Origin of the sequence: Nocardia sp. NPDC058658 (assembly GCF_042716665.1) — a bacterium.
Classification (GTDB): Bacteria; Actinomycetota; Actinomycetes; order Mycobacteriales; family Mycobacteriaceae; genus Nocardia.
The window spans coordinates 168790-195652 of record NZ_JBHXRR010000005.1; the positions used below are offsets into that span (position 1 = coordinate 168790).

General features: G+C 68.9%; 8 protein-coding genes. 5 read left to right on the forward strand and 3 right to left on the reverse strand.

Going from position 1 to position 26863, the window contains the following annotated elements; all coding sequences use genetic code 11:
• Positions 1–282: 282 nt before the first annotated feature.
• The 5 genes from ACFWUP_RS11455 to ACFWUP_RS11475 all read left to right on the forward strand — a co-directional run bounded on the left by ACFWUP_RS11455 (position 283) and on the right by ACFWUP_RS11475 (position 22138).
• Positions 283–19032, forward strand: a complete 18750-nt coding sequence (locus ACFWUP_RS11455) for a non-ribosomal peptide synthase/polyketide synthase (protein ID WP_379233194.1) — start codon at positions 283–285, stop codon at positions 19030–19032.
• Positions 19032–21131: an AMP-binding protein gene (locus ACFWUP_RS11460; protein WP_379233196.1), complete on the forward strand. Its 2100-nt coding sequence runs from the start codon at positions 19032–19034 to the stop codon at positions 21129–21131. Before ACFWUP_RS11455 ends, ACFWUP_RS11460 begins: the two co-directional genes overlap by 1 nt.
• Positions 21128–21343, forward strand: coding sequence for an MbtH family protein (locus tag ACFWUP_RS11465; protein ID WP_266293539.1), 216 nt, complete (start codon positions 21128–21130; stop codon positions 21341–21343). Before ACFWUP_RS11460 ends, ACFWUP_RS11465 begins: the two co-directional genes overlap by 4 nt.
• Before the next feature lie 77 nt (positions 21344–21420).
• Complete coding sequence (locus ACFWUP_RS11470) at positions 21421–21690, forward strand: type II toxin-antitoxin system Phd/YefM family antitoxin (RefSeq protein WP_379233198.1); 270 nt, start codon at positions 21421–21423, stop codon at positions 21688–21690.
• Entirely contained in the window at positions 21680–22138 is a 459-nt protein-coding gene (locus ACFWUP_RS11475; RefSeq protein ID WP_379233200.1) for a type II toxin-antitoxin system VapC family toxin, read from the forward strand. Before ACFWUP_RS11470 ends, ACFWUP_RS11475 begins: the two co-directional genes overlap by 11 nt.
• Position 22139: 1 nt before the next feature.
• Here ACFWUP_RS11475 and ACFWUP_RS11480 read toward each other — a convergent pair whose 3' ends face one another.
• From ACFWUP_RS11480 to ACFWUP_RS11490, 3 genes are all read right to left on the reverse strand, one after another.
• Positions 22140–23549, reverse strand: coding sequence for a DUF1254 domain-containing protein (locus ACFWUP_RS11480; RefSeq protein ID WP_379233202.1), 1410 nt, complete (start codon positions 23547–23549; stop codon positions 22140–22142).
• 103 nt (positions 23550–23652) lie between these two features.
• Positions 23653–24867 (reverse strand): TetR/AcrR family transcriptional regulator, encoded by a 1215-nt coding sequence (locus ACFWUP_RS11485; RefSeq protein ID WP_379233203.1) that lies wholly within the window; start codon positions 24865–24867, stop codon positions 23653–23655.
• Between the two features lie 12 nt (positions 24868–24879).
• Positions 24880–26820, reverse strand: a complete 1941-nt coding sequence (locus tag ACFWUP_RS11490) for an acetoacetate--CoA ligase (RefSeq protein ID WP_379233205.1) — start codon at positions 26818–26820, stop codon at positions 24880–24882.
• Positions 26821–26863 lie beyond the last annotated feature (43 nt).

Sequence of the window (26863 nt, forward strand, 5' to 3'; positions counted from 1 at the left end):
AACTGAGCGCCTACTGTCGGCACTGCATGGACAGGCAACCATGTGATGTAACTGACACGGCCGTTGGAGGAACGATCAACAGCTAGGCACCCGCGACGGACGCAACGTCTGTCTGCTTCGGCGAGCAGAGCTCGCCGATCTCGTTCACATGATCTGTCGGGGATCTTGCGCGAGTGTGGCGTCACGCCCACCGCGTTCATATCGAATCTTGCGGTTCACGAGGTGTATTCGTGTTGCCCGAAAAAGGTTCGAGCTGTTCTTTCGCGATTCGAGGAGGCTCTGGTGCACGGTACGGAGTTGGGTGGGTACAGCGCGCGACCACAGGAGGCGCAGGTCGATGGTCTGCCGTTTCCGCTGACCCCGGCCCAGCTGGGTGTCTGGTACGCGCAGCTGCTCGACCCCGACGTCCCGATCACCATCGCCCAGTACGTCGATATCGACGGCGAGCTGGATGCCGATGTGCTGCAAGAGGTTTCGGCCGAAGCCGCACATGCCTACGGTTCACCGCTGGTGCGCATCGGCGAGTCCGACGGTGTCCCGCATCAGTACGTCGACCACACCATCGGAGTCGAGCGTGAGCTGCCGCTGATCGATCTGCGCCACCACGACGACCCCGTCGCCGCCGCTCAGGAATGGATGCGCGCGGAATTCGGCGCTCCCATCGACCTGCTCACCGACCGGCTGGTGGCCGGCGCGGTACTGCGCGTCGGCGAAACGCGCTGGTTCTGGTACTTGCGCGGCCATCACATCGTGCTCGACGGCTACGGCGCGTTCACCAATTCCCAGCGCATCGCCGAGCTCTACACCGCGCGGATGCTCGGCACCCAGGCCCGCGAGGTGATGCCGGGCGAGCTGTCCGCGCTGGTCGAAGGCGAGCAGCGGTACCGAGAGAGCACCCGTTTCATCGGCGATCGCGACCACTGGGCCCAGCGCATCGCGGGCCTGGACAGCCCCACCGCGCTCGACGCCCGCACCGCGCCGCGCTCGGCGATCAACCTGGTGACCGGCGGACGCCTGTCGGAGAAGCTGGTCGACCGGCTGGAAACCATTGCCGCCAGCGATGATTCGGCGATCTCCGCGGTGCTGCTCGCCGCCTTCGCCGCCTACCTCGGCCGCCTCACCGACCGCCCGGACGCGGTGCTCAGCCTGCCCGTCACCGCCCGCACCACCGCGGTGATGCGTCGCTCGGCGGGCATGCTGTCCAATATCGTGCCGCTGCGTCTGCCCACGGGCGCGGCGGGTTCGGCCGCCACCTGGGGTGAGCTGCTGCGCGCCGCACGGGTCGAGGTGGCGGGCGCGCTGCGTCACCAGCGCTACCGGGCCGAGGACATCCGCCGCGACGCCTCCGACGACGGCCGCCCCGCCCGGCGCGCCCTGTTCGGCCCGCTCGCCAACTTCATGCTCTTCCGCAGCGACCTCACCCTCGGCACCACGACCGGCCGCTACCGGGTGCTGTCCACCGGCCCGATCGAGGACCTCAGCCTCAACGTCTACTACGGCGACCGCGACCGCGTGCACGTCGACTTCGAGGCCAACCCGAACCTCTACGACGCCGACACCCTGGCCAGGCACCACGCCCGTTTCCTCGGTTTCCTCGAGCGCCTCGCCGCCGCCGACCTCGGCACCCCGCTGAGCGCGATCGAGGTAGCGACCGAGCTGGAACTGCAGGTCAGCACGCGAATCTGGAACTCCACCCGGTTCGACGTGGACGCCGCGCTGGCCGAGCGTGCGGTGCCGATCGCGACCTTGCCCGCGATGTTCGAGGCTCAGGTCGCGCGCACCCCGGACGATGTGGCCGTGCGCATGGCGACGTCTCTGAACGCCGACGCAACACAGCGTCCCGGCGACGCTGCGACATCGAATGCAGCTGACACCGCGCGATCGGGTGACGCGATCGCATCCCGGACCGACGCGGCTCGTGACGCCGACTCTGCGAACTTCGATGGCACAACCCTGACCTATCGCGAGCTGGCCCAGCGCGTCAACCGACTTGCCCGCCGCCTGCGCGAAGACGGTATCGGCCCGGAATCGCTGGTGGCGCTGAGCATTCGGCGTTCGCCGGAGCTCGTGGTCGCGATGTACGCGGTGCTCACCGCGGGCGCCGCGTACGTGCCGATCGACCCCGATCACCCGGCCGACCGCATCGCCCATATCCTCGCCACCGCCGCCCCGGCCGCCGTGCTCACCACCACCCGCGACGGTTCGCCGGTCGACGGGCTGCCGGTGCTGGCCGTCGACGCCCTCGACCTGAGCGACTACGACGACGCCCCGCTCACCGACGCCGACCGCACCGCACCGCTGCGCCCCGGTCACCCCGCCTACGTCATCTTCACCTCCGGTTCCACCGGCCTGCCCAAGGGCGTCGCGGTCGAGCACGCCGCGATCGTGAACCGTCTCGTCTGGATGCAGCAGACCTACCGCCTGCACGGTGTCGATGTGGTGCTGCAGAAGACCCCGATGACCTTCGACGTCTCGGTGTGGGAGTTCTTCTGGCCCTTGCAGATCGGCGCCACCCTGCTGCTCGCGGAGCCCGACGGCCACCGTGATCCCGCGTACCTGCGCCGGGTGATCACCGAATACGGCGTCACCGTCGCACATTTCGTGCCGTCGATGCTCGAAGTCTTTCTGGCACAGCAGGTAATCGCCGAGCGCACCTCGCTGCGCCTGGTCTTCGCCTCCGGCGAGGCGCTGCCCGCCGCACCGGCTCAGCGGCTGCGGCTGCTCACGGGTGCGCGACTGCACAATCTCTACGGCCCGACCGAGGCCGCCGTCGACGTCACCTTCCACGAGGTGCTCGACGCCGACCGGGTCACGGTGCCGATCGGCGCGCCGGTGTTCAACACCCGGCTCCATGTTCTCGACTCGCGGCTGCGGCCTGTACCGGTCGGGGCTCCGGGTGAGCTGTATCTGTCGGGGGTACAGCTCGCCCGGGGTTACGTGGGCCGTGCCGAACTCACCGCAGCCCGTTTCGTCGCCGCTCCAGGACCTGCCGTGATCGACGCCGATCAGCACGTGTCCGACCGGCGAGTCGGCGCCGTTTCGCGCGATCAGGGGTCGGTGTCCGGTCGTAGTACACCGAGCCCGGCGCCCGGCGAGCGGATGTATCGCACCGGCGACCTGGTCCGCTGGACCACCAACGGTGAGCTGGAATACCTGGGCCGCACCGACTTTCAGGTGAAGCTGCGTGGTCTGCGGATCGAGCTCGGCGAGATCGAGGCGGTCCTCGACAGCGTCGACTCGGTGGCCCGCGCGGTGGTCGTGGTCCGCGACGACGCGGGTGTCGGCGAACAGTTGGTCGCCTATGTGGTGGAAGCCGAGCCGGGCACGGTCGCGATCGACGATCTGCGCGAGACCGCCCTGCGCGCCCTGCCCGCCTACATGGTGCCCGCCGCCTTCGTGCTGCTCGAGGCGCTGCCGGTGAATGCCTCGGGCAAGCTGGACCGCAAGGCGCTGCCCGCCCCGGTCCGCACCGTCGTCACCTACGCCGAGCCCGTCGGTCCGGTGGAGCAGGCGGTGGCCATGGTGTTCGGCGAGGTGCTCGGCCGTGACCGCGTCGGCCGCGACGACGACTTCTTCGCCCTGGGCGGCAACAGCCTGGTCGCCACCCAGGTAGCCGCCCGCCTCGGCGCCGATCTCGACTGCCGCCTGACCGTGCGCGACCTGTTCGGCGCGACCACCGTCGCCCGCCTCGCCGCCGTCATCACCGAGCGCGACGACACCGGTGTCTCGGACCGCCTCCCGGTCCTCACCGCTCGCCCGCGCCCCGCGCTGATCCCGCTTTCCCCTGCGCAGCAACGTATCTGGTTCCTCAACCGTTTCGACCCCTCGGCCCCCGGCTACAACATGCCGTTCGTCATCCGCCTGCGTGACACCGACCTACCCGCCCTGGTCGCTGCCCTCCATGCGGTTGTCGACCGGCACGAAGCCCTGCGCACCGTGTTCCCCGCCGTAGACGCCCCCGGCGGCGAGGTCGCCGAGCAGGTCATCCGCGACGCAGGCCTGGTCCGCATCGGCGACCCGACCGCAGTGTCGGCCGCCGACCTCGACGCCGAACTCACCCGATTCGCTTGCGCCGGTTTCGATCTCGAACGTGAAGCCCCTTTCCGCGCACGAATCCTCCTCGTAGATCCGGAGGCTGAGCTCGCTACGGATTCGGCGGGGGAGTGCGTGCTCGCTGTCGTGCTGCATCACATTGCGGCAGACGGTGTTTCGCTGCAGGTTCTGGTGCGCGACGTACTTTCCGCCTATCGCGCCGCCACCGACGGCGTCGAGCCGGATTGGTCGCCGCTGAGCGTGCACTACGCCGACTACGCCCTGTGGCAGCGCGAACTCCTCGGCGCCGAAGCAGACCCGCAATCCCTGGCATCGCGCGAAATCACCTTCTGGAAGCGCACTCTGGCGGATCTGCCCGACCAGCTCGAACTGCCCTCGGCCCGCCCGCGCCCGATCGAACCGAGCATGCGCGGCGCCCGCACCACCTTCACCATCGACGCCGACCTGCACCGCCGCCTCGCCGACCTGGCCCAGCAGGCAGGCGCCTCCCTGTTCATGGTTGTGCACACCGCGCTGGCCGTGCTGCTGGCGCGCCTGTCCGGCAGCACCGACATCGCGATCGGCACCGGTGTCGCGGGCCGCGGCGACCGCGCCATCGACGACCTGATCGGCATGTTCGTCAACACCTTGGTCCTGCGCACCGAGGTCGACCCCGCCGCGAGCTTCACCGCCGCCCTCGAGCACACCCGCGAAACCGACCTGGCCGCCTTCGCTCACGCCACCGTCCCCTTCGATCGCCTGGTCGACGTCGTGAACCCGGCCCGCTCGCAGTCGCGTCACCCGCTGTTCCAGGTGGCGCTGAACTTCCAGGCCGTCCTCGACACCACCTTCGACCTGGCCGGTTCGCCGGTCACCGTGCACGAGATCGAACTCGACATCACCAAGTTCGACCTGCAGCTCACCCTCGCCGAACGCCGCGGTCCCGCAGGCGAACCCGCGGGCATCGAAGCCGTCACCCTCTACGCCACCGACCTGTTCGACGAGCCCGAGATGCACACGCTCGGTGCGCGTTTCGTGCGATTGCTGTCCGCTGCGGTCGCCACCCCCGGCACCGCGGTCGGCGATCTGCCGCTGCTGTCGGCACCCGAACTCTCCCACCTCACCACCATGCGCGGAGTACCGGTCACCGCCACCGGTCTGCTCCCCGACCTGCTGGCCGACGCCGTTGGCGCGGGCCGCGATCGCGATGCCGTCACCGACGGTGACCGCACCCTCACCTATCGCGAACTCGACCGGGCGTCGTCACGCCTGGCCAGGGTCCTCATCGACAGCGGTGTCGGCCCCGACGACGTGATCGCCGTCGGTATCCCACGCTCGATCGAGTCGGTCCTCGCGGTGTGGGCGATCGCCAAATCCGGTGCCGCCTGGTTGCCGGTCGACCCGAGCTACCCACTCGATCGGATCACCCATATGGTGACCGATTCCGGTGCGCGACTTGGTCTTACAGTGTCCGAGTCGCGGTCGGCGCTGCCCGGTCCGATCGACTGGCTGGTCCTCGACGAACTGAAGCTGATGGCCGAATGCGCCTGGCGTTCCGGCGATCCCGTCACCGAACTCGATCGCGTCCGCCCCCTGCGCGCCCAGCACCTGGCCTACGTCATCTACACCTCCGGCTCCACCGGTCTGCCCAAGGGTGTGCTGGTCACCCAGGCGGGTATCGCCGGTTTCGCGGCCGAGGAAACCGCGCGCATGTTCGGCACCGCCGACGCCCGCGTCCTGCAGGTCGGCTCGCCGTCCTTCGACATCTCGGTGATGGAATTCCTGCTCGCCGTGAACTCCGCCGCCACCCTGGTGATCGCCCCGCCCGGACGTCACGTGGGAGACGAACTGGCGCAACTACTGTCGGAGCAGCGCGTCACACACGCTCTGATGACCCCGTCCGGCCTCGCCGTGCTCGACCCCGCCCCGCTCGACACCCTGCGCATGGTGATGGTCGGCGGCGAAGCCTGCCCGCCCGACCTCATCGCCCGCTGGACCGCGGGTCCCGTCCCGCGCGTGTTCGTGAACGCCTACGGCCCGTCCGAAACCACGGTCGCCACCAATATCAGCGCCCCCCTCGCCGCCGACTCCCCGCTGACCCTCGGCACCCCGCTGCGCGGCATCACCCAGTGGGTACTCGACGCGCGTCTGCAGCCGGTCCCCGTCGGCGTCGCAGGTGAGCTCTACGTCGCGGGCGCCCAGGTGGCCCGCGGCTACCGCTCCCGCGCCGCCCTCACCGCCGCCCGTTTCATCGCCTGCCCCTGGACCCCGTCCGAGCGCATGTACCGTACCGGCGACCTGGTCCGCTGGACCCCCGAAAGCACCCTCGAATACCTGGGCCGCAACGACGACCAGGTCAAACTTCGCGGCTTCCGCATCGAACTCGGCGAGATCGAATCCGCGCTGCTCGCCCAGCCCTCGGTCCGCCAGGCCGTCGTCCTGGTCCGCGCCGACGCCCACCGCGGCGACCAACTCGTCGCCTACCTTGTCCCACAGGCGCAGCCGCAGACGTCCGCCGTCCAGCAGGCAGATCCGGCGGTAGCCGTTCGGGGCGCCGATGCCGACATGGTCCCCCAGGAGCGCGGCGCGGGCGAGCCAGCCGTCACCGTGGTCGGAGGCCTCGAAGCGCCAGCCGGTCCGGCCGACGGGGCTCGTGCGGCTCGGTGCGCGCCGGCTGACGAGATCGACGTCGACGCGCTCGCCACGGCTCTGCGTGGCACCCTCGCCGCGCACATGGTGCCGTCCGCGTTCGTGGTGATCGACGAACTGCCGCTCACTCCGAACGGCAAGCTCGACCGCAGGGCGCTACCGGAGCCGGTGTTCGCCGCCCGCTCCTTCCGCGCGCCTGCTGTCGGCACCGAGTCGGTGGTGGCCCAGGTGTTCGGCGAGGTGCTCGGGGTCGAACAGGTCAGCGCCGACGACGACTTCTTCGCCCTCGGCGGCAACTCCCTCGTCGCGACCCAGGTGGTGTCGCGCCTTGGCACCGCGCTCGGTCGCACGGTCTCGCTGAAGACACTGTTCGAAGCACCGACCGTCACCGCCCTCGCCGCCCTGCTCGGCTCCGAGACGGCCGTCGCCGTGCGCCCGGCGCTGGTGGCAGGCGAACGCCCGCAACAGATTCCGCTCTCCTACGCCCAGCAGCGCATGTGGTTCCTGAACCAGTTCGACGCCGAATCGGTCGCCGACAATATCGCCGCCGCCATCCGCCTGACCGGCACCATCGACTACGCCGCCATGAACGCGGCCGTCGCTGCCGTCTTCACCAGGCACGAGGCCTTGCGCACCCGCTATCCCGCCGTCGACGGCATCCCGTTCCAGCAGGTACTCGCCGCCGACCAGCTGACGATCACCCTCGAACCGCACGCGATCGCCCCGGCCGACCTCGACACGCGAATCCGCGCGCTGGCCGCCGTGCCGTTCGCGGTGGACACCGAACCCCCCGTCCGCCTGCACCTGCTGCACACCGCCACCGACGAGCACGTCCTCGTCCTCGTGCTGCACCACATCGCCGCCGACGGTTGGTCGGTCGCCCCGCTCACCCGCGACGTGATGGTCGCCTACGCCGCCCACCGGGCAGGCGCCGAACCCCAGTGGACGCCACTGCCGGTCCAGTACGCCGACTTCGCCCTCTGGCAGCGTGCGGCCCTCGGTGCCGAGGACGATGCCGATTCCGCCCTTTCCCGCCAGATCGACTTCTGGACAACGGAACTGGCCGACCTGCCCGACCTGCTGTCACTGCCGAGCGACCGCCCCCGTCCCGCTGTCGCATCGGGTCGCGGTGCGCGCCAGGCGTTCACGATCCCCGCCACCATCGCCGAACGACTGCGCGTCATCGGCACCGAAGCCAACGCGTCGCTGTTCATGGTGCTGCACACCGCATTCGCGGCCACACTCACCAAACTGTCGGGCCAGCAGGACATCTCGATCGGCACTCCTGTCGCCGGTCGCGGCGACCAGGCGCTCGACGACCTGGTCGGCATGTTCGTCAACACCCTCGTGTTGCGCACCCGAATCCGCCCCGAGGCCACCTTCCGGGAACTCCTCGACACCGTCCGCGCAGCCGACCTGCGCGCGCTCGCCAACACCGAGGTCACCTTCGACCGCCTCGTCGAGGTGCTCAACCCCGACCGTTCGACCGCCAGGCATCCGCTGTTCCAGGTGATGCTCGACTTCCAGAACAACTCCAGAACCGAACTCGAACTCGCGGGCCTGACCGCCTCGGAAATCGAGATCGACACCCACACAGCCAAATTCGACCTGCACCTGACCCTGCGCGAAACCACCGACGGCCTGCTCGCCCGCTTCGAGTACGCGACCGACCTCTTCGACGCGCAGACCATCACAGATTTCGGCACCCGCTTCCTGCGGATGCTGGATACGGTGACCGCCGATCCCAGCGTCGTGATCGGCGACATCGTCCTCCTCGACACCGCGGAGCGCACCCGCCTGCTCGACACCTGGAACGCCACCGCGTACCCAGTGCCCGAGCACCTGACGCTGGCCTCGTTGTTCAGCGCGCAGGCCGAGCGCACCCCCGACGCACCCGCGTTGAGCTTCGGAGTCGACTTGTCGGCCGGGCCGTCGAGTAACACAGTGGCGCGGACCCAGGTACCGACCGAACACCAGTTCACGACGAGTCTCGATGTGGCGCAGGATCGGTCGTCGGCCGATGACGACTTCGTAGCGTGCTGTGCGGGCGTGCTGTCCTACGGCGAGCTCGCGGTGAAGGTGAATCGCCTTGCCCGTCTGCTGATCTCGATCGGCGTCGGCCCCGAACGCACCGTCGCCCTCGGTATGCGCCGATCCACCGACCTGGTCATCGCCATGTACGCGGTCATCGCCGCGGGCGGCGCCTACGTGCCACTGGACCCCGACCACCCGGCCGAGCGCACCGCGCAGGTCATCGCCGCCGCCGACCCCGTCTGCGTCCTGACCCGCGCGATCGACGACCTCGATCTCTCCGCGGTGGGCGAGGCCGCCGGAACGCACTCTCCCGCGATTCTCGACCTCGAACACCTCGACACCACCGACTACTCGCCCGAGCCGATCACCGACGCCGACCGCCTCGCCACCCTCACCCCCGGCAACGCGGCCTACCTGATCTTCACCTCCGGCTCCACCGGCAAGCCCAAGGGCGTCGTCGTCTCCCACGCCGCCATCGTCAACCGCCTGGTGTGGATGCAGGACGCCTACCGCCTCACCCCTGACGACACCGTCCTGCAGAAGACCCCCGCCACCTTCGACGTGTCGGTGTGGGAGTTCTTCTGGCCCTTGCAGATCGGCGCCCGCCTCGTCCTCGCCCACCCCGAGGGCCACCGCGACCCCGCCTACCTCAGCCGGCTGATCGACGCCGAGCAGATCACCGTCGCCCACTTCGTCCCGTCGATGCTCGCGGTCTTCGTCGCCGCACTCGACGACGCCCGCGCGATCGCCCCCGGCCGCCTCGACGCGGGCTCAGCCGCCTCGCTGCGCATGGTGTTCGCCTCGGGCGAGGCACTGCCGCCCGCGCCGGCACAGTTGCTGCGTCAGCTCACCGGTACGACTGTGCACAACTTGTACGGCCCCACCGAGGCCGCGGTCGACGTGACCTTCCACGAGGTCACCGACGCCGACACGATCTCGGTCCCCATCGGCGCACCTGTGCACAACACCCAGGTGTACGTCCTCGGCAGCCGCCTGCGCCCCGTCCCCGTCGGCGTTCCCGGCGAGTTGTACCTGGCGGGTGACCAACTCGCGCGCGGCTACGCGGGTCGCGTCGACCTGACGCAGGACCGCTTCGTCGCCAACCCCTTCACCCCCGGTGAGCGGATGTACCGCACCGGCGACCTCGTCACCTGGACGAAGACCGGCGAACTGGAGTACCTGGGCCGCACCGACTTCCAGGTCAAGCTACGCGGTCTGCGGATCGAACTCGGCGAGATCGAAGCCGTCCTCTCCGCACTGCCGCAGGTCACCCAGGCCGCGGTCCTCGTCCGCGACGACATCCTGGTCGCGTATCTCGTCGCGGCACAGCACGTCGACGTCGATGCCCTGAAGTCCGCGCTCTCGGACACCCTCCCCGCCTACATGGTCCCCGCGGCCTTCGTGGTCCTCGACGAGTTCCCGCTCAACTCCTCCGGCAAGCTCGACCGAAAGTCGCTTCCCGCACCGAGTTTCGAGGCCGCGGTCTTCCGCACGCCGTCCACCGAGGTCGAACGCATCGTCGCGGCCACTTTCGCCACGGTGCTCGGGTTCCCCGCCGACCGCGAAGTCGGCCTCGACGACGACTTCTTCGCCCTCGGCGGCAACTCCCTCAACGCCACCCAGGTCGCGGCCCGGCTCGGCGCCGCCCTCGACACCCAGATCCCGGTCCGCCTGCTGTTCGACGCACCGTCGGTGGCGAAGCTGGCCGACCGCTGCACCGCCCTGCGCGGCACCGGCGCGCGCCTCGAACTCACCACTCGCGAACGCCCGCAGCAGATTCCGCTCTCGGCCGCCCAGCGCCGGATGTGGTTCCTCAACCGCTACCTGGCCGACGTCGACGGTGTCGGCGATGCGGTCGACAACATCCCCGTCGCGCTGCGCCTCGTCGGCGACCTCGATGTCGACGCCCTGGAAGCGGCGCTCGCCGACGTGATCGGCAGGCACGAGACGTTGCGCACGAGTTATCCGGAGGTTGCGGAGCACCGCGCTGAGCGCCCACAAATCCACGAAACGGTCGAAAATTCGACCGATGCGGCAAAGAATGTCCGCTCAGCGTGGGCGACCCCGGTCCAACAGATCAGCGACGCCACCGACATCACCCTGCGCGCCGAAAGCGTCGCCGCAGCCGACCTCTCCGCGCGCCTCCTCGAGTGCGCCGCGGTCCGGTTCGACCTCACCGCCGAAATCCCGGTCCGCGCGAACCTTTTCGCGGTCGACGGTCACCATGTGCTCGTCCTGGTGATCCACCACATCGCCGCCGACGGCTTCTCCCTCGGCCCGCTGGCCGCCGACCTCATGTCCGCCTACACGGCCCGGCGCACCGGCTCCGCCCCCGCCTGGGCGCCGCTGCCGATCCAGTACGCCGACTACGCCCTCTGGCAGCACGAAATCCTCGGTGACATCACCGATCCCACCTCGCTCGCGCACGTCCAGCAGTCCTTCTGGCGCCGTGCTCTCGCGGGTGTGCCCGAGCAGCTCGAACTCCCCACCGACCGTCCCCGCCCGGCCGAGTCCACCTACCGCGGCGCGACCCATCGCTTCCACATCGACTCCGACCTGCACAGCGAACTGCGCGAGCTGGCCCGCAAGCACGAGGCCACCCTGTTCAGCACCGTGCACGCGGCCCTCGCGGTGCTGCTGGCCCGCCTGTCCGGTGGCAGCGATATCGCCATCGGCACCCCGGTCGCCGGTCGCGGCGAGGCCGCCCTCGACGGGGTGATCGGCATGTTCGTCAACACCCTGGTCCTGCGCACCCAGATCGACCCGCGCGCCGAATTCGAAACCACCCTCGACGCCGTCCGCGCGGGCGACCTCGATGCCCTCTCGCACGCCGATATCCCGTTCGAGCAGGTCGTCGACGTCGTCGATCCGGCGCGCGCCCGCAACCGCCACCCCCTGTTCCAGGTGGCACTGGTGCTGCAGAACTTCACCGTTCCCCCGCTGGAGGCCGCGGGTCTGCGCGTCGAGCCGGTCGATGTCGACGCCGCCGTGGCGAAGTTCGATCTGCAGTTCACCGTCGGGGAATCCGACGACATCGACGGACGCGCCAACGGCATGGCGATCGAAATCGCGTACGCCACAGACTTGTTCGACGAGGGCAGCGTCGCGGTGCTGGCCCGCCGGTTCACCCAGGTGCTGGCCGCCGTCGTCGCCGACCCGACCGTCGTGGTCGGCGACATCCAACTGCTCAGCGCCGAAGAACAGCAGCGCACCCTGCACGAATGGTCGTCGACCGGTGCCTCGGTGGCTGCCGCCGACACCATGGTGGACCGGTTCGCGCGTGTCGCCGCTCTCGACCCGAACGCCGTCGCGGTGAAGGCCGGCGAGGCGACCCTCACCTACGGTGAGCTCGACGTCTGGTCCAACCGCCTCGCCCGACGTCTCGTCGCCGCGGGCGTCGGACCGGAAGCACTGGTAGCGGTGGCACTTCCGCGCACCGTGGAGCTGCCCGTCGCCTTGCTCGCCGTGCTGAAAGCCGGTGGCGGCTACCTGCCGATCGACCCGAACTACCCCGCCGATCGCATCGAATACGTCCTCGACGATGCCCGTCCGCTCTGCGCCATCACCAACGACGACACGGGCTTGGCGCACGACTGGTTCGGTGGACCGGTCATCGATCCCGCCGCGGCCAACCTGGCCGACTTCGCCGCCGAACCACTGACCGACGCGGACCGACGTACGCCGCTGGTCCCCGCCTGCCCCGCCTACGTCATCTACACCTCGGGATCGACCGGCCGCCCCAAGGGTGTCGTCGTGCCGCACGCGAATGTCGTTGCACTGCTGGACAACACCGCGCATAACTTCGACTTCGGGCCCTCGGACGTGTGGACGATGTTCCACTCCTACGCCTTCGATTTCTCGGTCTGGGAATTGTGGGGCGCCCTGCTCCACGGCGGCTCGGTGGTCCTGGTCGACTACTTCACCTCCCGCTCGCCCGAACAGTTCCGCGAACTCCTGCGCACCGAACGCGTCACCGTCCTCAACCAGACGCCCTCGGCGTTCTATCAGCTCATCGCCGCCGACCTGGCCGCACCCGCGCCGACCGAATACGCCTTGCGCACAGTGATCTTCGGTGGCGAGGCCCTCGAACCCCAGCGTCTCGCCGGCTGGTTCGCCCGCTACCCGGACTCGCCACGCATGGTGAACATGTACGGCATCACCGAAACCACCGTCCACGTCTCCTACCGTGAGATCACCCCGAACACCGGCTCCGCCAGCGTGATCGGCGGCGCGATCGCGGGACTCACAGTGCGCGTGCTGGATTCGCGTCTGCGCCCCGTTCCGGTCGGCGTCCCCGGCGAAATCTACGTCTCCGGACCGCAGCTGGCCCGCGGCTACCTGGGCCGACCCGATCTCACTGCGAGCCGCTTCGTCGCCGACCCCTACGGACCGCCCGGATCGCTCGCCTACCGTTCGGGCGACCTGGCTCGCTGGGTGGCGCCCTGTGCTGGCGAGGTGCCCGCATCGGCACACGCCGACGCGGAACTCGCCGATCGTTTGATCCTCGAACTCGGTGCGGCCGAGGCCGCTCTGTCGTCAGCCCTCGCTTCCGATGTCGATGCCCCGATTGCCGACGCTCGCACCGGCGGTGCCGGCGGTGCTGCGCAGACGGATCACGCCGGAGTCGACCTCGAATACCTGGGCCGCGCTGACCAGCAGATCAACCTCCGCGGATTCCGGGTGGAACTGGGCGAGATCGAGGCTGCCCTGCTGCGCAGTTCGGTCGCACCGCGCGAGGTCGCTGTCCTGGTCCGCACCGACCTCGTCGACGAACCGCGCATCGTGGCCTACCTGGTCACCGACGCCGCCGAGTTCGACAGCGCAGCCCTGCGCAAGGAACTGGCACGCACCCTGCCCGAGCACATGCTCCCGGCCGCCGTTGTACTGGTCGATCGCATCCCGCTCACCGTCAACGGCAAACTCGACCGGGCGGCCCTGCCCGCGCCCGTCTTCGAAACCACCGCCTACCGCAAGCCCGCCACCATCACCGAGCAGATCATCGCCGACGTCTACACCGGGGTCCTCGGCCGCGCCGACGACCAGCCGATCGGCGCCGACGACGACTTCTTCGCCCTCGGCGGCAGCTCCCTGCTGGCAGCCAAGGCCGTGGCGCGCATCGGTGCCGCCCTGGATCGGCGCGTCGGTGTGCGAACCCTGTTCGAGGCGCCGCGCGTCACCGAATTGGCCGCCGCTGTCGACGCCCAGTCTCGGGTCGACCGGCCCGCACTCGTCGGCCGTGCCCGCCCCGAACTCCTTCCGCTGTCGCCCGCCCAGCAGCGCATGTGGTTCCTCAACCGCTTCGACCGCGCGTCGGTGGCCTACAACATCCCGTTCGTGCTGCGTCTGAGCGGTGCGCTCGAGGTCGACGCGCTGCGGGCCGCGATGGGCGATGTGATCGCGCGCCACGAGTCGCTGCGCACGGTGTATCCGGAGCTCGACGGCACGCCCGTGCAGGTGATCCGCGATCCCGCCGAGGCGATGTCGATGGTGGCTCCATCGACGGGCGTCGAAGCGATGTCGACTGTGTCCCCGGTGACGGACGCCGAAGCGATGTCGACTGTGTCCCCGGTGACGGACGCCGAAGCGATGTCGACGCCGGCAGACTCCGAAGCGATGTTGTCCGCGGCGTCGTGGGTGGGCGTCGACGCGGCGCGGTCCGAGGCGACTCCGACACTCGCCGAGGCCGTAGCGCCGCTCATGCCGGTGGCGATCAGCGAAGCCGCACTCCCCGGCGCGATCCGCGCACTGGCCGAGACCACCTTCGACGTCACCACCGAGATCCCGGTGCGCATGCGCCTGTTCCAGGTGGCCGACACCGAGTTCGTGCTCGCCGCCGTCCTGCACCACATCGCGGCCGACGGTTCTTCCATCGCACCCTTCGTCGCCGACCTGATGCGGGCCTACACCGCCAGACTCGCCGACACCGCCCCCGGCTGGGCACCCCCCGCCGTGCAGTTCGCCGACTACGCCCTGTGGCAGCACGACCTCCTCGGCGACGAGGCCGAGCCGGAATCCGTTGCCGCCCAGCAACTCACCTACTGGCAGGCCCAGCTGACCGGACTGCCCGACCAGCTGGCCCTGCCGACCGACCGCCCGCGACCGGCCCGCCAAACCCTGCGCGGCGACAAGGTGAGCTTCACCCTCGACGCCGACCTGCACGCCGCACTCACGGCCCTCGGCCGCAGCAACGGCGCCACCCTGTTCATGGTGGTGCACGCGGCCTTCGCGGCCCTGCTGGCCCGGATCTCCGGCACCGCCGACATCGCCGTCGGCACCCCCAACGCGGGCCGCGGCGAAGCCGAACTCGACGAGGTCATCGGCATGTTCGTCAACACCCTGGTCCTGCGTACCCCGGTCGCAGGGGACGCCCCGTTCACCGACCTGCTCGCCACCGCCCGCACCGCCGACATCGCCGCGTTCTCGCATGCCGACGTCCCGTTCGAGCGGCTCGTAGAGGTGCTCAACCCGACCCGGTCCACCGCCCGTCACCCCCTGTTCCAGGTCGGCTACTCGTTCCAGAACCACGACCGTGGTCAGCTGGAACTGCCCGGCCTGACCGTCTCGAGCATCGAATTCGATTCCGGTGTAGCCCAGTTCGACCTGCACCTGTTCGCTCTCGACAACTACAGCGCCGACGGCACCCCGGCGGGAATCGACATGGCCCTCGGCTACGCCACCGACCTCTTCGACACCGAAACGGCCGAACGCTTCGCCGCCACCTTCCGCCGAATTCTCGAATCCGTCACCGCCGCACCGGATACCGCCGTCGGCGACCTCGACCTACTCGGCACCGACCGCACCCTGCTCCTGGAAACCTGGAACGACACCGCCCACCCGGTGCAGCGGACCGACCTCGCTGAACTGGTTGCCCGCCAGGCGAATCGAACCCCCGATGCTCTCGCGCTGGTTGACGACGCGAGCGGCGAAACCCTGGACTACGCAACTTTCGACGCCCAGGTCAACCACATCGCCCACCTTCTGATCGCAGAAGGTGTCGGCCCGGAGCGCACGGTGGTGCTGGCGATGCGACGGGGGATCGACCTCGTCATCGCCATGCACGCCGTGGTCCGCGCGGGCGGCGCCTACGTGCCGATCGACCCCGATCACCCGGCCGATCGCATCGCCTACATCGTCACCACCGCGGCACCGCTGTGCGTACTCACCACAGCCGTCGACGGCCTCCCGATTCCCGTGGACGTTCCCGTCTTCGAACTGGATCACCGTGCACTGCAGGGAGTCTCGTCGGAACCGGTGACCGATGCCGATCGCATCACCCCGCTGCGCCCCGAGCACCCCGCTTACATCATCTTCACCTCCGGCTCCACCGGCCGGCCCAAGGGCGTCACCGTCCCGCATGCCGCGATCGTCAACCAGCTCGCATGGCTGCACGACCGCTTCACCATGACCACCGGTGACCGCGTGCTGCTGAAAACTCCGGCCACCTTCGACCTCTCGGTCTGGGAGTTCTGGTCACCCCTCACCTCCGGCGGCGCGCTGATCATCACCCGCCCCGGCGACGAGCGCGACCCGGACAGGCTGCGCGACACCATGACTCGGCACAGCGTCACCGTCCTGCATGCGGTGCCGTCGCTGGTCGGCATGCTCCTGGCCGGCGAAACCGCGCTCCCGTCCTCGCTGCGGGCCGTCCTCGCTATCGGCGAAGCGCTGCCTGCCGCCACGGCGACCCAGTTCCGCGCCAGCGGCACCGATGCCGTTCTGCACAACTTGTACGGACCGACCGAGGCCGCCGTCTCGATCACCGAATACGAAGTGGCACAGGACCCGTCGCCCATGGTCCCGATCGGCACGCCCGCCTGGAACAGTGCGCTGTACGTGCTCGACGCCCGACTCCATCCCGTCCCGATCGGCGTCGCCGGTGAGCTCTACCTGGCCGGCGCGCAACTCGCCCGTGGGTATCACGGTCGCCGAGCCCTCACCGCCGACCGCTTCGTCGCCGATCCGTTCAGTGAGAACGCACGGATGTACCGCACCGGCGACATCGTGCGATGGCGAGCCGACGGCACCCTCGAATACCTCGAACGCGCCGACTTCCAGGTCAAGATCGGTGGCTTCCGCATCGAACTCGGCGAGGTCGAAACGGCCCTGCTGCGCTGTGCCGGGGTCCGCGCCGCCGTCGCCGTCGCCAAGACTGACGAACGCGCCGGTGCCCGGTTGATCGCCTACGCGGCGGTCTCCGACCTGGCCCCGGGCGACGAACAAAACGTCGCGGCCCGACTGCGCGCCGAACTCGCCGCCGACCTGCCCGCCTACATGGTGCCCGCCGCCCTGGTTGTCCTCGACGCGCTGCCCCTCAACGCCAACGGCAAGGTCGACCGTGCCAACCTGCCCGAACCGGAGTTCGCCGAAGCGGCGTTCCGCGCGCCGGTCACCGAGACCGAACGTCTTGTGGCACAAACGTTTACCGAGGTCATCGGCTGCTCGGCCGCAGGACTCGACGACGACTTCTTCGCACTCGGCGGCAACTCGCTGATGGCGACCCGCCTGGCCGCCCGCCTCGGCGCCGCACTCGGCGCCCAGGTCCCGGTCGCCGCGGTCTTCGACGCCCCGACCGTCGCCGCACTGGCCGAACACCTCACCACCGCCGACCGCACGACCGCCCGCCCGCCGCTGACAAAGCGCACCGGCGAAGGCCCGGCGGCGCTCTCGCCCGCGCAGCAGCGCATGTGGGTCCTGCACCAGCTGTCGCCGCAGTCCTCGGCCTACCACATCCCGGCCGCCATCCGACTGACCGGCGACCTGGACCTACCCGCCCTGCAGGCGGCCGTCGCCGATCTCCTTGCCCGCCACGACACCCTGCGCACCCGCTACCCGGACACCGCGGCCGGACCGATCCAGCAGGTGATGCCCGCCTGGTCGGCCGCCGTCGACCTCACCCCCATCCCGGTCGCGCCCACCGACGTCGAAACCCGCATCGCGGCCCTGGTCGCCCAGCCCTTCGACATCACCGCCGCACCCCCGATCCGCGTCGCCCTGTACCGCCTCGGCGACAACGATCATGTCCTCGTCGTCGTGGTGCATCACATCAGCGCCGACGGCTACTCGATCGACCCGCTCACCCGAGACCTGGTGCGCGCCTACGTAGATCGCACCAGCGGTCGCGAACCCGGCTGGGCCCCACTGGAAATCCAGTACGGCGACTTCAGCACCTGGCAGCGCGACCTGCTCGGTTCCGAAACAGACCCCGACAGCGTGCTCACCGAGCAACTGGCCTATTGGACCCGCGAACTCGCAGGCGCACCCGAACTGCTCGCCCTGCCGACGGACCGGCCACGCGCCGCCCGCCGTGTGATGCGTGGTGCCACCGTCGAATTCGGTATCGACACCGCGCTCACCCGCAGACTCGACGAGGTGGCCCGCACCAACGGAACCACCCTGTTCACCGTGGTCCACAGCGCCATGGCGGTGCTGCTGGCCAAGCAATCCGGCAGCGCGGACATCACCATCGGCGCCCCGGTCTCCGGTCGCGGCGCCCGCGAACTCGACGACCTCGTCGGCATGTTCGTCAACACCGTCGCCCTGCGCACCGAGGTCGACTCGCGCGCGCCGTTCACCGACCTGCTCGCCCAGGCGAAACGACGCGACCTCGCCGCCCTCTCGCACGCCGACGTGCCGTTCGAGCAGGTCGTCGACGCCATGGGCCGCACCCGCACCGGCGCCTACACCCCGCTGTTCCAGGTGATGCTGACCTTCCAGAACATGCCACCGGGCGGCATCGAACTACCCGGCCTGCACGTGCGGGCCCTCGACCCCGGCCTCACCGAAGCCAAGTTCGACCTGCATCTCACCGCGTTGCAGCGCTACAGCGACGACGGCGCCCTCGACGGCCTCGACATCCACTTCGGCTACGCCACAGACCTTTTCGACGAGTCGACGGTGCAGGCCCTGGCCGAACGCTTCCGCAAGGTGCTGACCGCGGTCGCCGCCGATCCAGGAGTCGCGGTGCGCGCGATCGACATGCGCACCGACGCCGAGAAGACCACCCACACCATCGCCGACCTGCCGAACCTCATCGGTTCGGCAGCTCGGATCGCGCCGGCGACCGTGGCATTCACCCACGGCGAGCACGCCATCTCCTACGCGGCCCTCGACGCCAAACTCGCCGCGGTGAGCAAGGCGATGGGCGCGAAGATGAAACCCGAAGCGCTGGTGAACGTCGCGCTGGCCGGGCTCGTGCCCGGCGTGCTCGCCGCACTCGGCGCGGCCGGCCTCACTTCCACTCTGCAAACACTGGTGACCGAAGCTGCCGCGGTAATCGCCGGGGCTGGGTCGGTTGACGACTCGGAAGGAAAACTCTGATGTCGCACACGGATTCGATGACAACCGCAGCCACCCTCGCCGCGCTCCTGCGTGACCTGGACGGCGAACAGCCCCGTGACCCGGCGACGCTGATCGCCACGTTCACCACCTGTGCCGACCGCGAACCCGACGCCCTCGCCGTCCGCGACGGCGAATCAGCGTTCACCTACGGCGAATTGGGTCAGCGGGTCGGCGCATTGGCCGCGGCACTCGTCGAGCACGGCGTCGGCCCCGAGACCACCGTCGCGGTGTCGCTACCGCGCTCGGCGGAACTCGTCGTCGCCGCGTACGCGGTGCTCGCAGCCGGCGGCGCGTTCGTCCTTCTCGACCCTGCTACCCCCGATGACCTGCAACAACGCACGGTCACCTTGGCCTCGCCGACGTTGATCCTCACGGCCGCCGCAACCGCGCACCCCGCCGGCTTCCCGGTGCTGTACACCGATGCCATCGCCGACCTCACCCCCGACGAGCTACCGGGGCCCGGTGCCGACAACCCCGCCTACCTGGTGGTCGACGCCAATTCCTCGACCGCCGTTGTTGTCGGACATCGTGCGGCACAGGCGAATTCGAACTGGCGTCAACGGCTCTGCGGTATCGGCGCAGGCGACTCCGTCCTCTGGCACGCGCCGCTGACCGGCCAGGCCGCGGTGGGGGAGATGCTGCTCGCCCTGCAGACCGGCGCCACCCTGGTCGTCTCGCCGTCGCGGGTGCTCGCCGACGCCATCTCCGAAACAGGCGTGACAGCAGCGTGTTTCGATCATGAGGAACTGGCCGAACTGGCTGCGCTGCCCGACGCCGAAGCGCGCCTGGACTCGCTGCGCATCGTGCTCGGCTCCGGCGGATCGCACCTCGCGAAAACCGCCGCCGCCCTGCGTGCGGTGAGTGGCGCCACGCTGTGGCACGTCTACGGCAGGCCGGAAACCGCGGGCGAATTCGTCGCGCACGAGGTGACCGGCGCCGACCTCGACGTGGTCCCCTTCGGTTCGGCCGCCGACGATGTCGAACTGCTGATCCTCGACGAACATCTGTGCCCGGTCGCCGACGGCGAAATCGGTGAACTCTACGTCTCCGGTGTGCAATTGGCACGCGGCTACGTCGGCAGACAGGCCACCGCGGCGACCTTCCTCGCCAACCCTATCGGCCCGGTCGACGACCGGATGTTCGCCACCGGCGACCTGGTGCGTCGCAGGCCGCCGGGCGACGCATGGGCCGCCGAGATCGAATTCGTCGGCCGCGTCGACGACGGGCCCTATACCCAGTCCGCCGGTCTGCCCGGCGAACTGCTGCTCGACGAGTTCGAAGCCCAAGCTGCCGCAACCCCTTTCGACCCGGCCGTCGTCCATGCGCCGAACGGCGGCCCGACCTCGATCATCACCTACGGTGACCTCGACCGGCGCACCAACCAACTCGCCCGGCATCTGATCGCCCTCGGCATCGGCCCGGAATCGCCTGTGCTGGTGAATATCCCACGCTCTGTCGAACTGATCGTCGCCACCTATGCGGTGCTCAAAGCCGGAGGCGCGGTGGTGCCCGTCGACACCGCCCTGCTGCCACCGATCACCGATCCCGCACTGGCACTGACCGTCGCCGCTCGCGAACACCTCGGGTCCTACGACATCCCGACGATCGCGATCGACCGCGTCACCCTGTCGACCTACCCCAGCGAACCGATCGCCCGGACCGAACACCGCACCGCGATCCTGCCGCAACACCCCGCCCTCGTATTGTTTCCCCCCGGCGCCACCCACAGCGTCACCATCAGCCACGCCGCCGCCGTCCACCGAGTGACCGCCATGCAGGCCCGCCACAACCTCACCACCCTCGACGTCCACCTGCACCAATCCCACACCGCCTGGCACGGCTACCTGCTCCCGCTGCGCATCGGCGCCACGGTGATCCTCACCGAACCACCGGACCCCACCCGGTTAGCCACCCTCGTCACCAGCTACGGCATCACCACCACCGACTTCCCCCCGTTCCACGCGCCCCCCACCGGCGAGGGCCTGTACCGAACCAGCGCCCTCGCCCACACCGAAATCGAAGGCACCCCACAAGCTTTGGCCCACCTGGGCACCGTGATCAGAAAGGCCACCCCGTGACCAACCCGTTCGACGACGACAACGCCCAGTTCTACGTCCTGGTCAACACCGAAGGCGAACACTCCCTCTGGCCCACCTTCGCCGCCGTCCCCGGCGGCTGGACAGTAGCCTTCGGCGCCGCCCCCCGAACCTCCTGCCTGCACTACGTAGAATCCCACTGGCTCGACATGCGCCCCAACTCCCTCATCGCCGCCATGTCCAACAAACCCTGACTTCCGGAGTCTTGTCAGAATTTCAGGGGAGTGGCACATAGTGGCACCTTGTGGCACACCTGCTCTACACTGGGGGTATGCAGCCGCAACCCGAGATCACTCAACGCGATTTACGTAATCGGTCGAAGGAAATCATGGATGCCGTCCAGCAAGGGCAGGCCTTCATTGTCACCCGTGACGGACATCGGATCGGTGAATTGATTCCGCTACGCCGTCGTCGGCGTTTCGTGCCTCGGGCGGAGTTCGCAGCGATGTCGCGGACCGCGCCTGCCATTTCCGTCGAGGCTTTCCGCGCCGACCAGGACCAGGTGTCCGACCAATACGCGGGTGACCCGTATGGCCGCTGATCACGAGTTCGGATTGCTCGATACCAACATCATGATCCTGCGTCGTTGGATCGATGCGGAGCAACTGCCTGACGCGATGGCCATCAGCACAATCACGCTGGCGGAGTTGTCTTCGGGTCCGCATAAGGTTCGCCGCAATGACGAACAGGACGAATACGACGAGCATTCCGAGCGCGCGCGCCGTTTGGATGTCCTCCAGCGAGCGGAGAACGAGTTCGACCCCATACCATTCGGTGCTGATGCTGCGCGGATCTATGGGCGGGTATGTGCTGCGGTAGTCAGTGTCGGGCGTAAGCCGCGGCGTCGGATCGCTGATCTCATGATCGCGTCGGTAGCCATCTCGGAGGAGCTCCCGTTGTTCACCACGAACCCGGATGATTTTCTCGGCTTGGACGAATTGCTGACCGTGGTTTCAGTTCCCCAGCCGGTAGTACCGAGCCGTTTCTGACTCAGTCGAGCCTGGTCAGCGGTGGTGGCCCCCACTTCCCCTCGATTGCCGCCTCGCGGGGCGCGTAGAGGCGCAGGGTGAGGATGACGTCGCCGGTTTCGGGAATGGGGAGCCAGTTGGCTTGGGGGATGGTGGGGCTCGGGTCTTGTTGTTGGACAGCGAATTCCACGGATCCGTCGGGCGCGGGGACGGCGGCGGGGAAGTGGCCTACGGAGTAGGTCTGGGCGGGGTTGGGGACGAGGAAACCCTGGGTGTCGTAGGCGGTGATCGAGGTGAAGGCGTCGACGGGCGGCCATTGGCCTGGGGCGAAGCGGATTCGGTAGCGGTGGGGGCGGCCCTGATCGTCGGTGGTGGGGGCCTGCTGGTTGGCGTAGAGGATGTCGCGCAGGGGAGCCAGGCCGGGGGTGTAGAGGGTATTGGCGGCGCGGCGCAGGTAGTCGGTGCCGAAGCTCGCCAGGTCGATGGGGATTTCCCAACCGTTGACGTGGCGGGCGGTGGGGTCGGTCCAGTCGATGATGCGGCGCTGGGCCTGGCGGACCGCCTCGTCGAGCACGTCGGTCGGTTGGTTGTCGACGGTGCCACCGGGGAGTACGCCGATCGCGGCGATCTGGTCCATCAGCGGGGCGTCAGCCGGTGCGGGCGGATCGGCGAGCATGACGCGGCACAGGCGATCGAGGTAGGTGCGACCGTCCATCGCGGCGATGCGTTTCACCGGGGGTTCCGGTCCGCGGTCGATCGGGTGGACGCGGCTGACCGTGCGGTCGAGTTCGCCCCGCATCCAGGCGCTCAACGGGATCAGCTTCACCTGCTGCTGCCACTGGTGCACTTTGGGCGCGTCCGCGGTGCCGTTGATCTGGATCCGGCCGACAGCGGTACACATCGCCGACGGCATGTGTAGTCGGGTCATGATCGACGGCACGTCGCCGGTCCACTGCGGACCCGTGACGACATAGGTGTACGGCGGGCCCTCGACGGAGGTTCGCGGCGTCTTACTCGACAGGTCGTGGACCGTATTGGCCCACCCGTCGACCAGCTGGAACAACCAGTACCGATCCGGCTCCATCCCCGGAATCTGCAACACCATCGGCTCGTCGGAAAGGTCGAGCCAGGCCTGCGAATACACCATGTCGTGGCTGAGCCTGGCCACCCCACGGTCGTGCGGATCGGGCAGCACGCTGTGCTCGATGGTGTTGGACGGTCCGCTGGCCGCGCGCATCATGTCCAGCATGATCATCGGATAGCCGAAGATGTAAGCCTCGATCGCCAAGGCGAGGACATCGCGGGGCCCGGTCGTGTGGGCAGGCCCTGACCACGGTTCGCCACCGCACCCTGGCACCAGCGCACCGGCGGCGATCGCGGCCCCGAGTCCGAGCAACGATCGCCTGGTCAGCGCACCCGCACGTGGATCCATTCACGCTCCCGTTCGACGGCCTGATCGCCGAGCGTAGGTCGCCGCGCGAGCGGTCCGCCTCATCCGCAACGGGTGAACTGCCGCATCCGGCGAATGCGTGACCTCAGCCGAGCAGCACCCGTCGCATCAGGAAACCCACCCTGGCCCGGCCCGCGATCGGGTCGTCGCCGAACGTCTGACCGAGGTCGATCACCATCGCGAACGCCGCGTGCACCAGGAAGCGCGCCTCGGCCGCGGACAGTTCCGGGCGCACCTCGCGCACCAGCCGCGCCCATTCCTGCACGCTCAACCGCTGGATATTGCGCAGAACCGCGCGTTCCTCGGCGGGCACGTGCCCGAACTCCGCGTAGTAGACGACGGCGAGCGCCCGCTCGTCGAAGGTGTCGGCGACGAACTGATCGACCAGCACGCCGAGTGCGGCACCACTGTCGGGCGTGCTCGCGACCGCGGGCCCGATCGCCCCGGACACCCGGTCCGCCGCCCGCCGGAACGCCGCCGCGAGGATATCGCTCTTGCCGCGATAGAACCGGTACACCGCCGACGCCGCCGACAGCCCGGCCGCCGAAGCTATGTCCTCGACGCTCACATTCGGGTACCCGCGTTCGTGGAACAGCTCCACCGCTTTGCGCAGCAGCAGTTCATGTTTGAACGAGGCCGGGATCTCGGCGCGCGCACCCTGCTCGGAAATGAGTGCGGCAGGCGGCAATTCGGTATCGGTCAGCGCCATACACGCCGAGCTGAGCAACTTGTCCATCGTGCGAACGGGCAGCGCGGCGTGGTGATCGGCGATGCTGGTGACCACCCCGAGAATCGCCGTGGAGACCATTCGCTGCTCGGCCGTGGTCAATTCGGGCCGCAGCACCGCCAGCTGTTCGTCGAGCGCGACCAGTACCGCGCTCTGCTGCTCGTCCAGGATCACCCGATCCGCCGGTTCGAGGTAGCGACCCTCCCAGCGCACCAGGCGCACGGTCGCACGGTTCTCGACCGTCGCGCCGATCAGCCCGGTCAGCATGTGCCGCAACCGCTGTGCCGCGGGCAGCGTATCCGGCGCCGACACCATCACCGAGGTGGTGAACGACTGCCCGACCCGAAGTAACTCCTCCCGGAACAACGCGTACTTGCTCGGGTAGTGCCGATACAGCGCGGCCGAGCTGATCCCGAGCCCGGATGCGATGTCCTCCATGCTCACTCCGTGATATCCGGCGGCCCCGAATGCCACCGCCGACGACGCCGCGATCTGCGCCCGACGATTCTTCGGTCGCCGCCGAACTTCAGCCCCAGCTACCCCACGCGCCCCACGAGTATCGCTGACATTCATAGTTCAAGTGTATTAGCCCTTGTCGGGCGGGGTGATCCGGGCATACCAGTCGAGCAGCGCCGGGTCGTCGACGGCACTGCGTTCGACCACGCGGGCGGGGTCGGCGCCCTGGAAAAGCTTCTTGATGGGGACTTCGAGTTTCTTTCCGGTGCGGGTATGGGGGATGCCGGGGGCTTCGCGGATCTCGTCGGGGACGTGGCGGGGGGAGACCTCGGTGCGGATCGCGGTGGCCAGGCGGGTTTTCAGGTCCTCGGACAGTTCCGCGCCGGGGGCGAGCACGACGAAAAGCGGCATCCAGTAGCCGCCGTCGGGTTGTTCGGCACCGATCACCAGAGCCTCGGCGATCTCGGGGAACTGTTCGACCACCTGGTAGATGTCGGCGCTGCCCATGCGGATGCCGTGGCGGTTGAGGGTGGAATCGGAGCGGCCGTGCACGACGATGCTGCCGTGTTCGGTGAGGGTGATCCAGTCGCCGTGGCGCCATACACCGGGGTAGGTGTCGAAATAGGCTGCGTGGTAGCGCTTTCCGTCATCATCACGCCAGAACCTGACCGGCATCGACGGCATGGGCGCGGTGACCACCAGCTCGCCGACCTCGCCGCGCACGGGCTCGCCCTGCTCGTTGAAGGCATCGAGGGCGACACCGAGATACGGCGCCGAGAGCTCACCCGGCCACACCGGTACGGTCGGCGCACCGCCGACGAACGCCGACACCACATCGGTGCCGCCGCTGATCGAGTTCACCTGAACATGTTCGCCCGCATTCTCGTTCAGCCACAGCGCGCTCGACACGGGCAGCGCCGACCCCGTGATGCCGACCGAGCGCAGCGCGGACAGGTCGTGATCGACGCGTGGCACCGAGCCGGCCTTGATGCAGCCGAGCACATAACCGGGGCTGGTACCGAAAACGGTGGCACCGACCTGAGCGGCGAGGCGCCACAGGGCATCCGCTCCACCGGCGGTAGGGCTGCCGTCGTAGGTGACCACAGTGGTGCCGGTCAGCAGGCCCGCTACCTGGAAGTTCCACATCATCCAGCTCGGGCTGGTGTACCAGAAGAACGTGTCTTCGGGGCCCATGTTCGACTGCAGAGCAACGGCTTTCAGGTGCTCGAGCAACACGCCGCCGTGGCCGTGGACGATGCCCTTGGGTAGTCCGGTGGTACCGGAAGAGAACACGATCCACAACGGATGGTCGAAATCGACAGGGACAGTTTCGATTACACCGAGCCCGGCGTCGGCTACAGCGTCCGTCCATGACATCGCATCGGGCACGTCAAGCCCGAGCTGCGAAACAGCCACTGTCGCAATCGGATCCAGTCCGTCCTGGAGGGCGGCGATATCGGCCCGCTTGTCGTGTTCCTTGCCGCCGAAGTGGTAGCCGTCGGCGGTGACCAGGACCTTCGGGTCGAGTTGGCCCAGCCTGTCGAGGGCCGCCTTGGCGGTGTAGTCCTGACCGCACGCACTCCACACCGCGCCGATGCTGGCGGTGGCGAGGAAGGCGACGATCGCTTCGGGAATGTTCGGCAGATAGCCGACCACCCGGTCACCGGCTTCGACACCCTGCTCACGCAGTGTCCGCGCGAAGACGGTGACCTGCTCGATCAGATCCGACCACAGGATTTCGCGTGGCTCGGCGTCCTCGTGCAGGGCGATGATCGCGGGGTGGCCGAACTGCGCCATGCGGATGACCTGGTCGACATAGTTCAGCCGGGTGCCGGGGAACCACTGCGCACCCGGCATCTCTCGCGACTCCAGGACCTCGCCCGCGGTCTCACCGAGCTCGAAGTAGTCCCACACCGCCTGCCAGAAGCCCTCGACGTCGTTGACCGACCACTGCCACAATGCCTGGTAGTCGGGGTATTCGACGCCGGTTCGCGCGGTGACGAAGGTGGCGAAGTCGGTGATGCGGGCCGACGCGATATCGTGTGCGTTCGGTACCCATAGCGGTTGCACCGGATGTCCTCCTCGAACTGGACTACTTCGGATATCGGCAGCT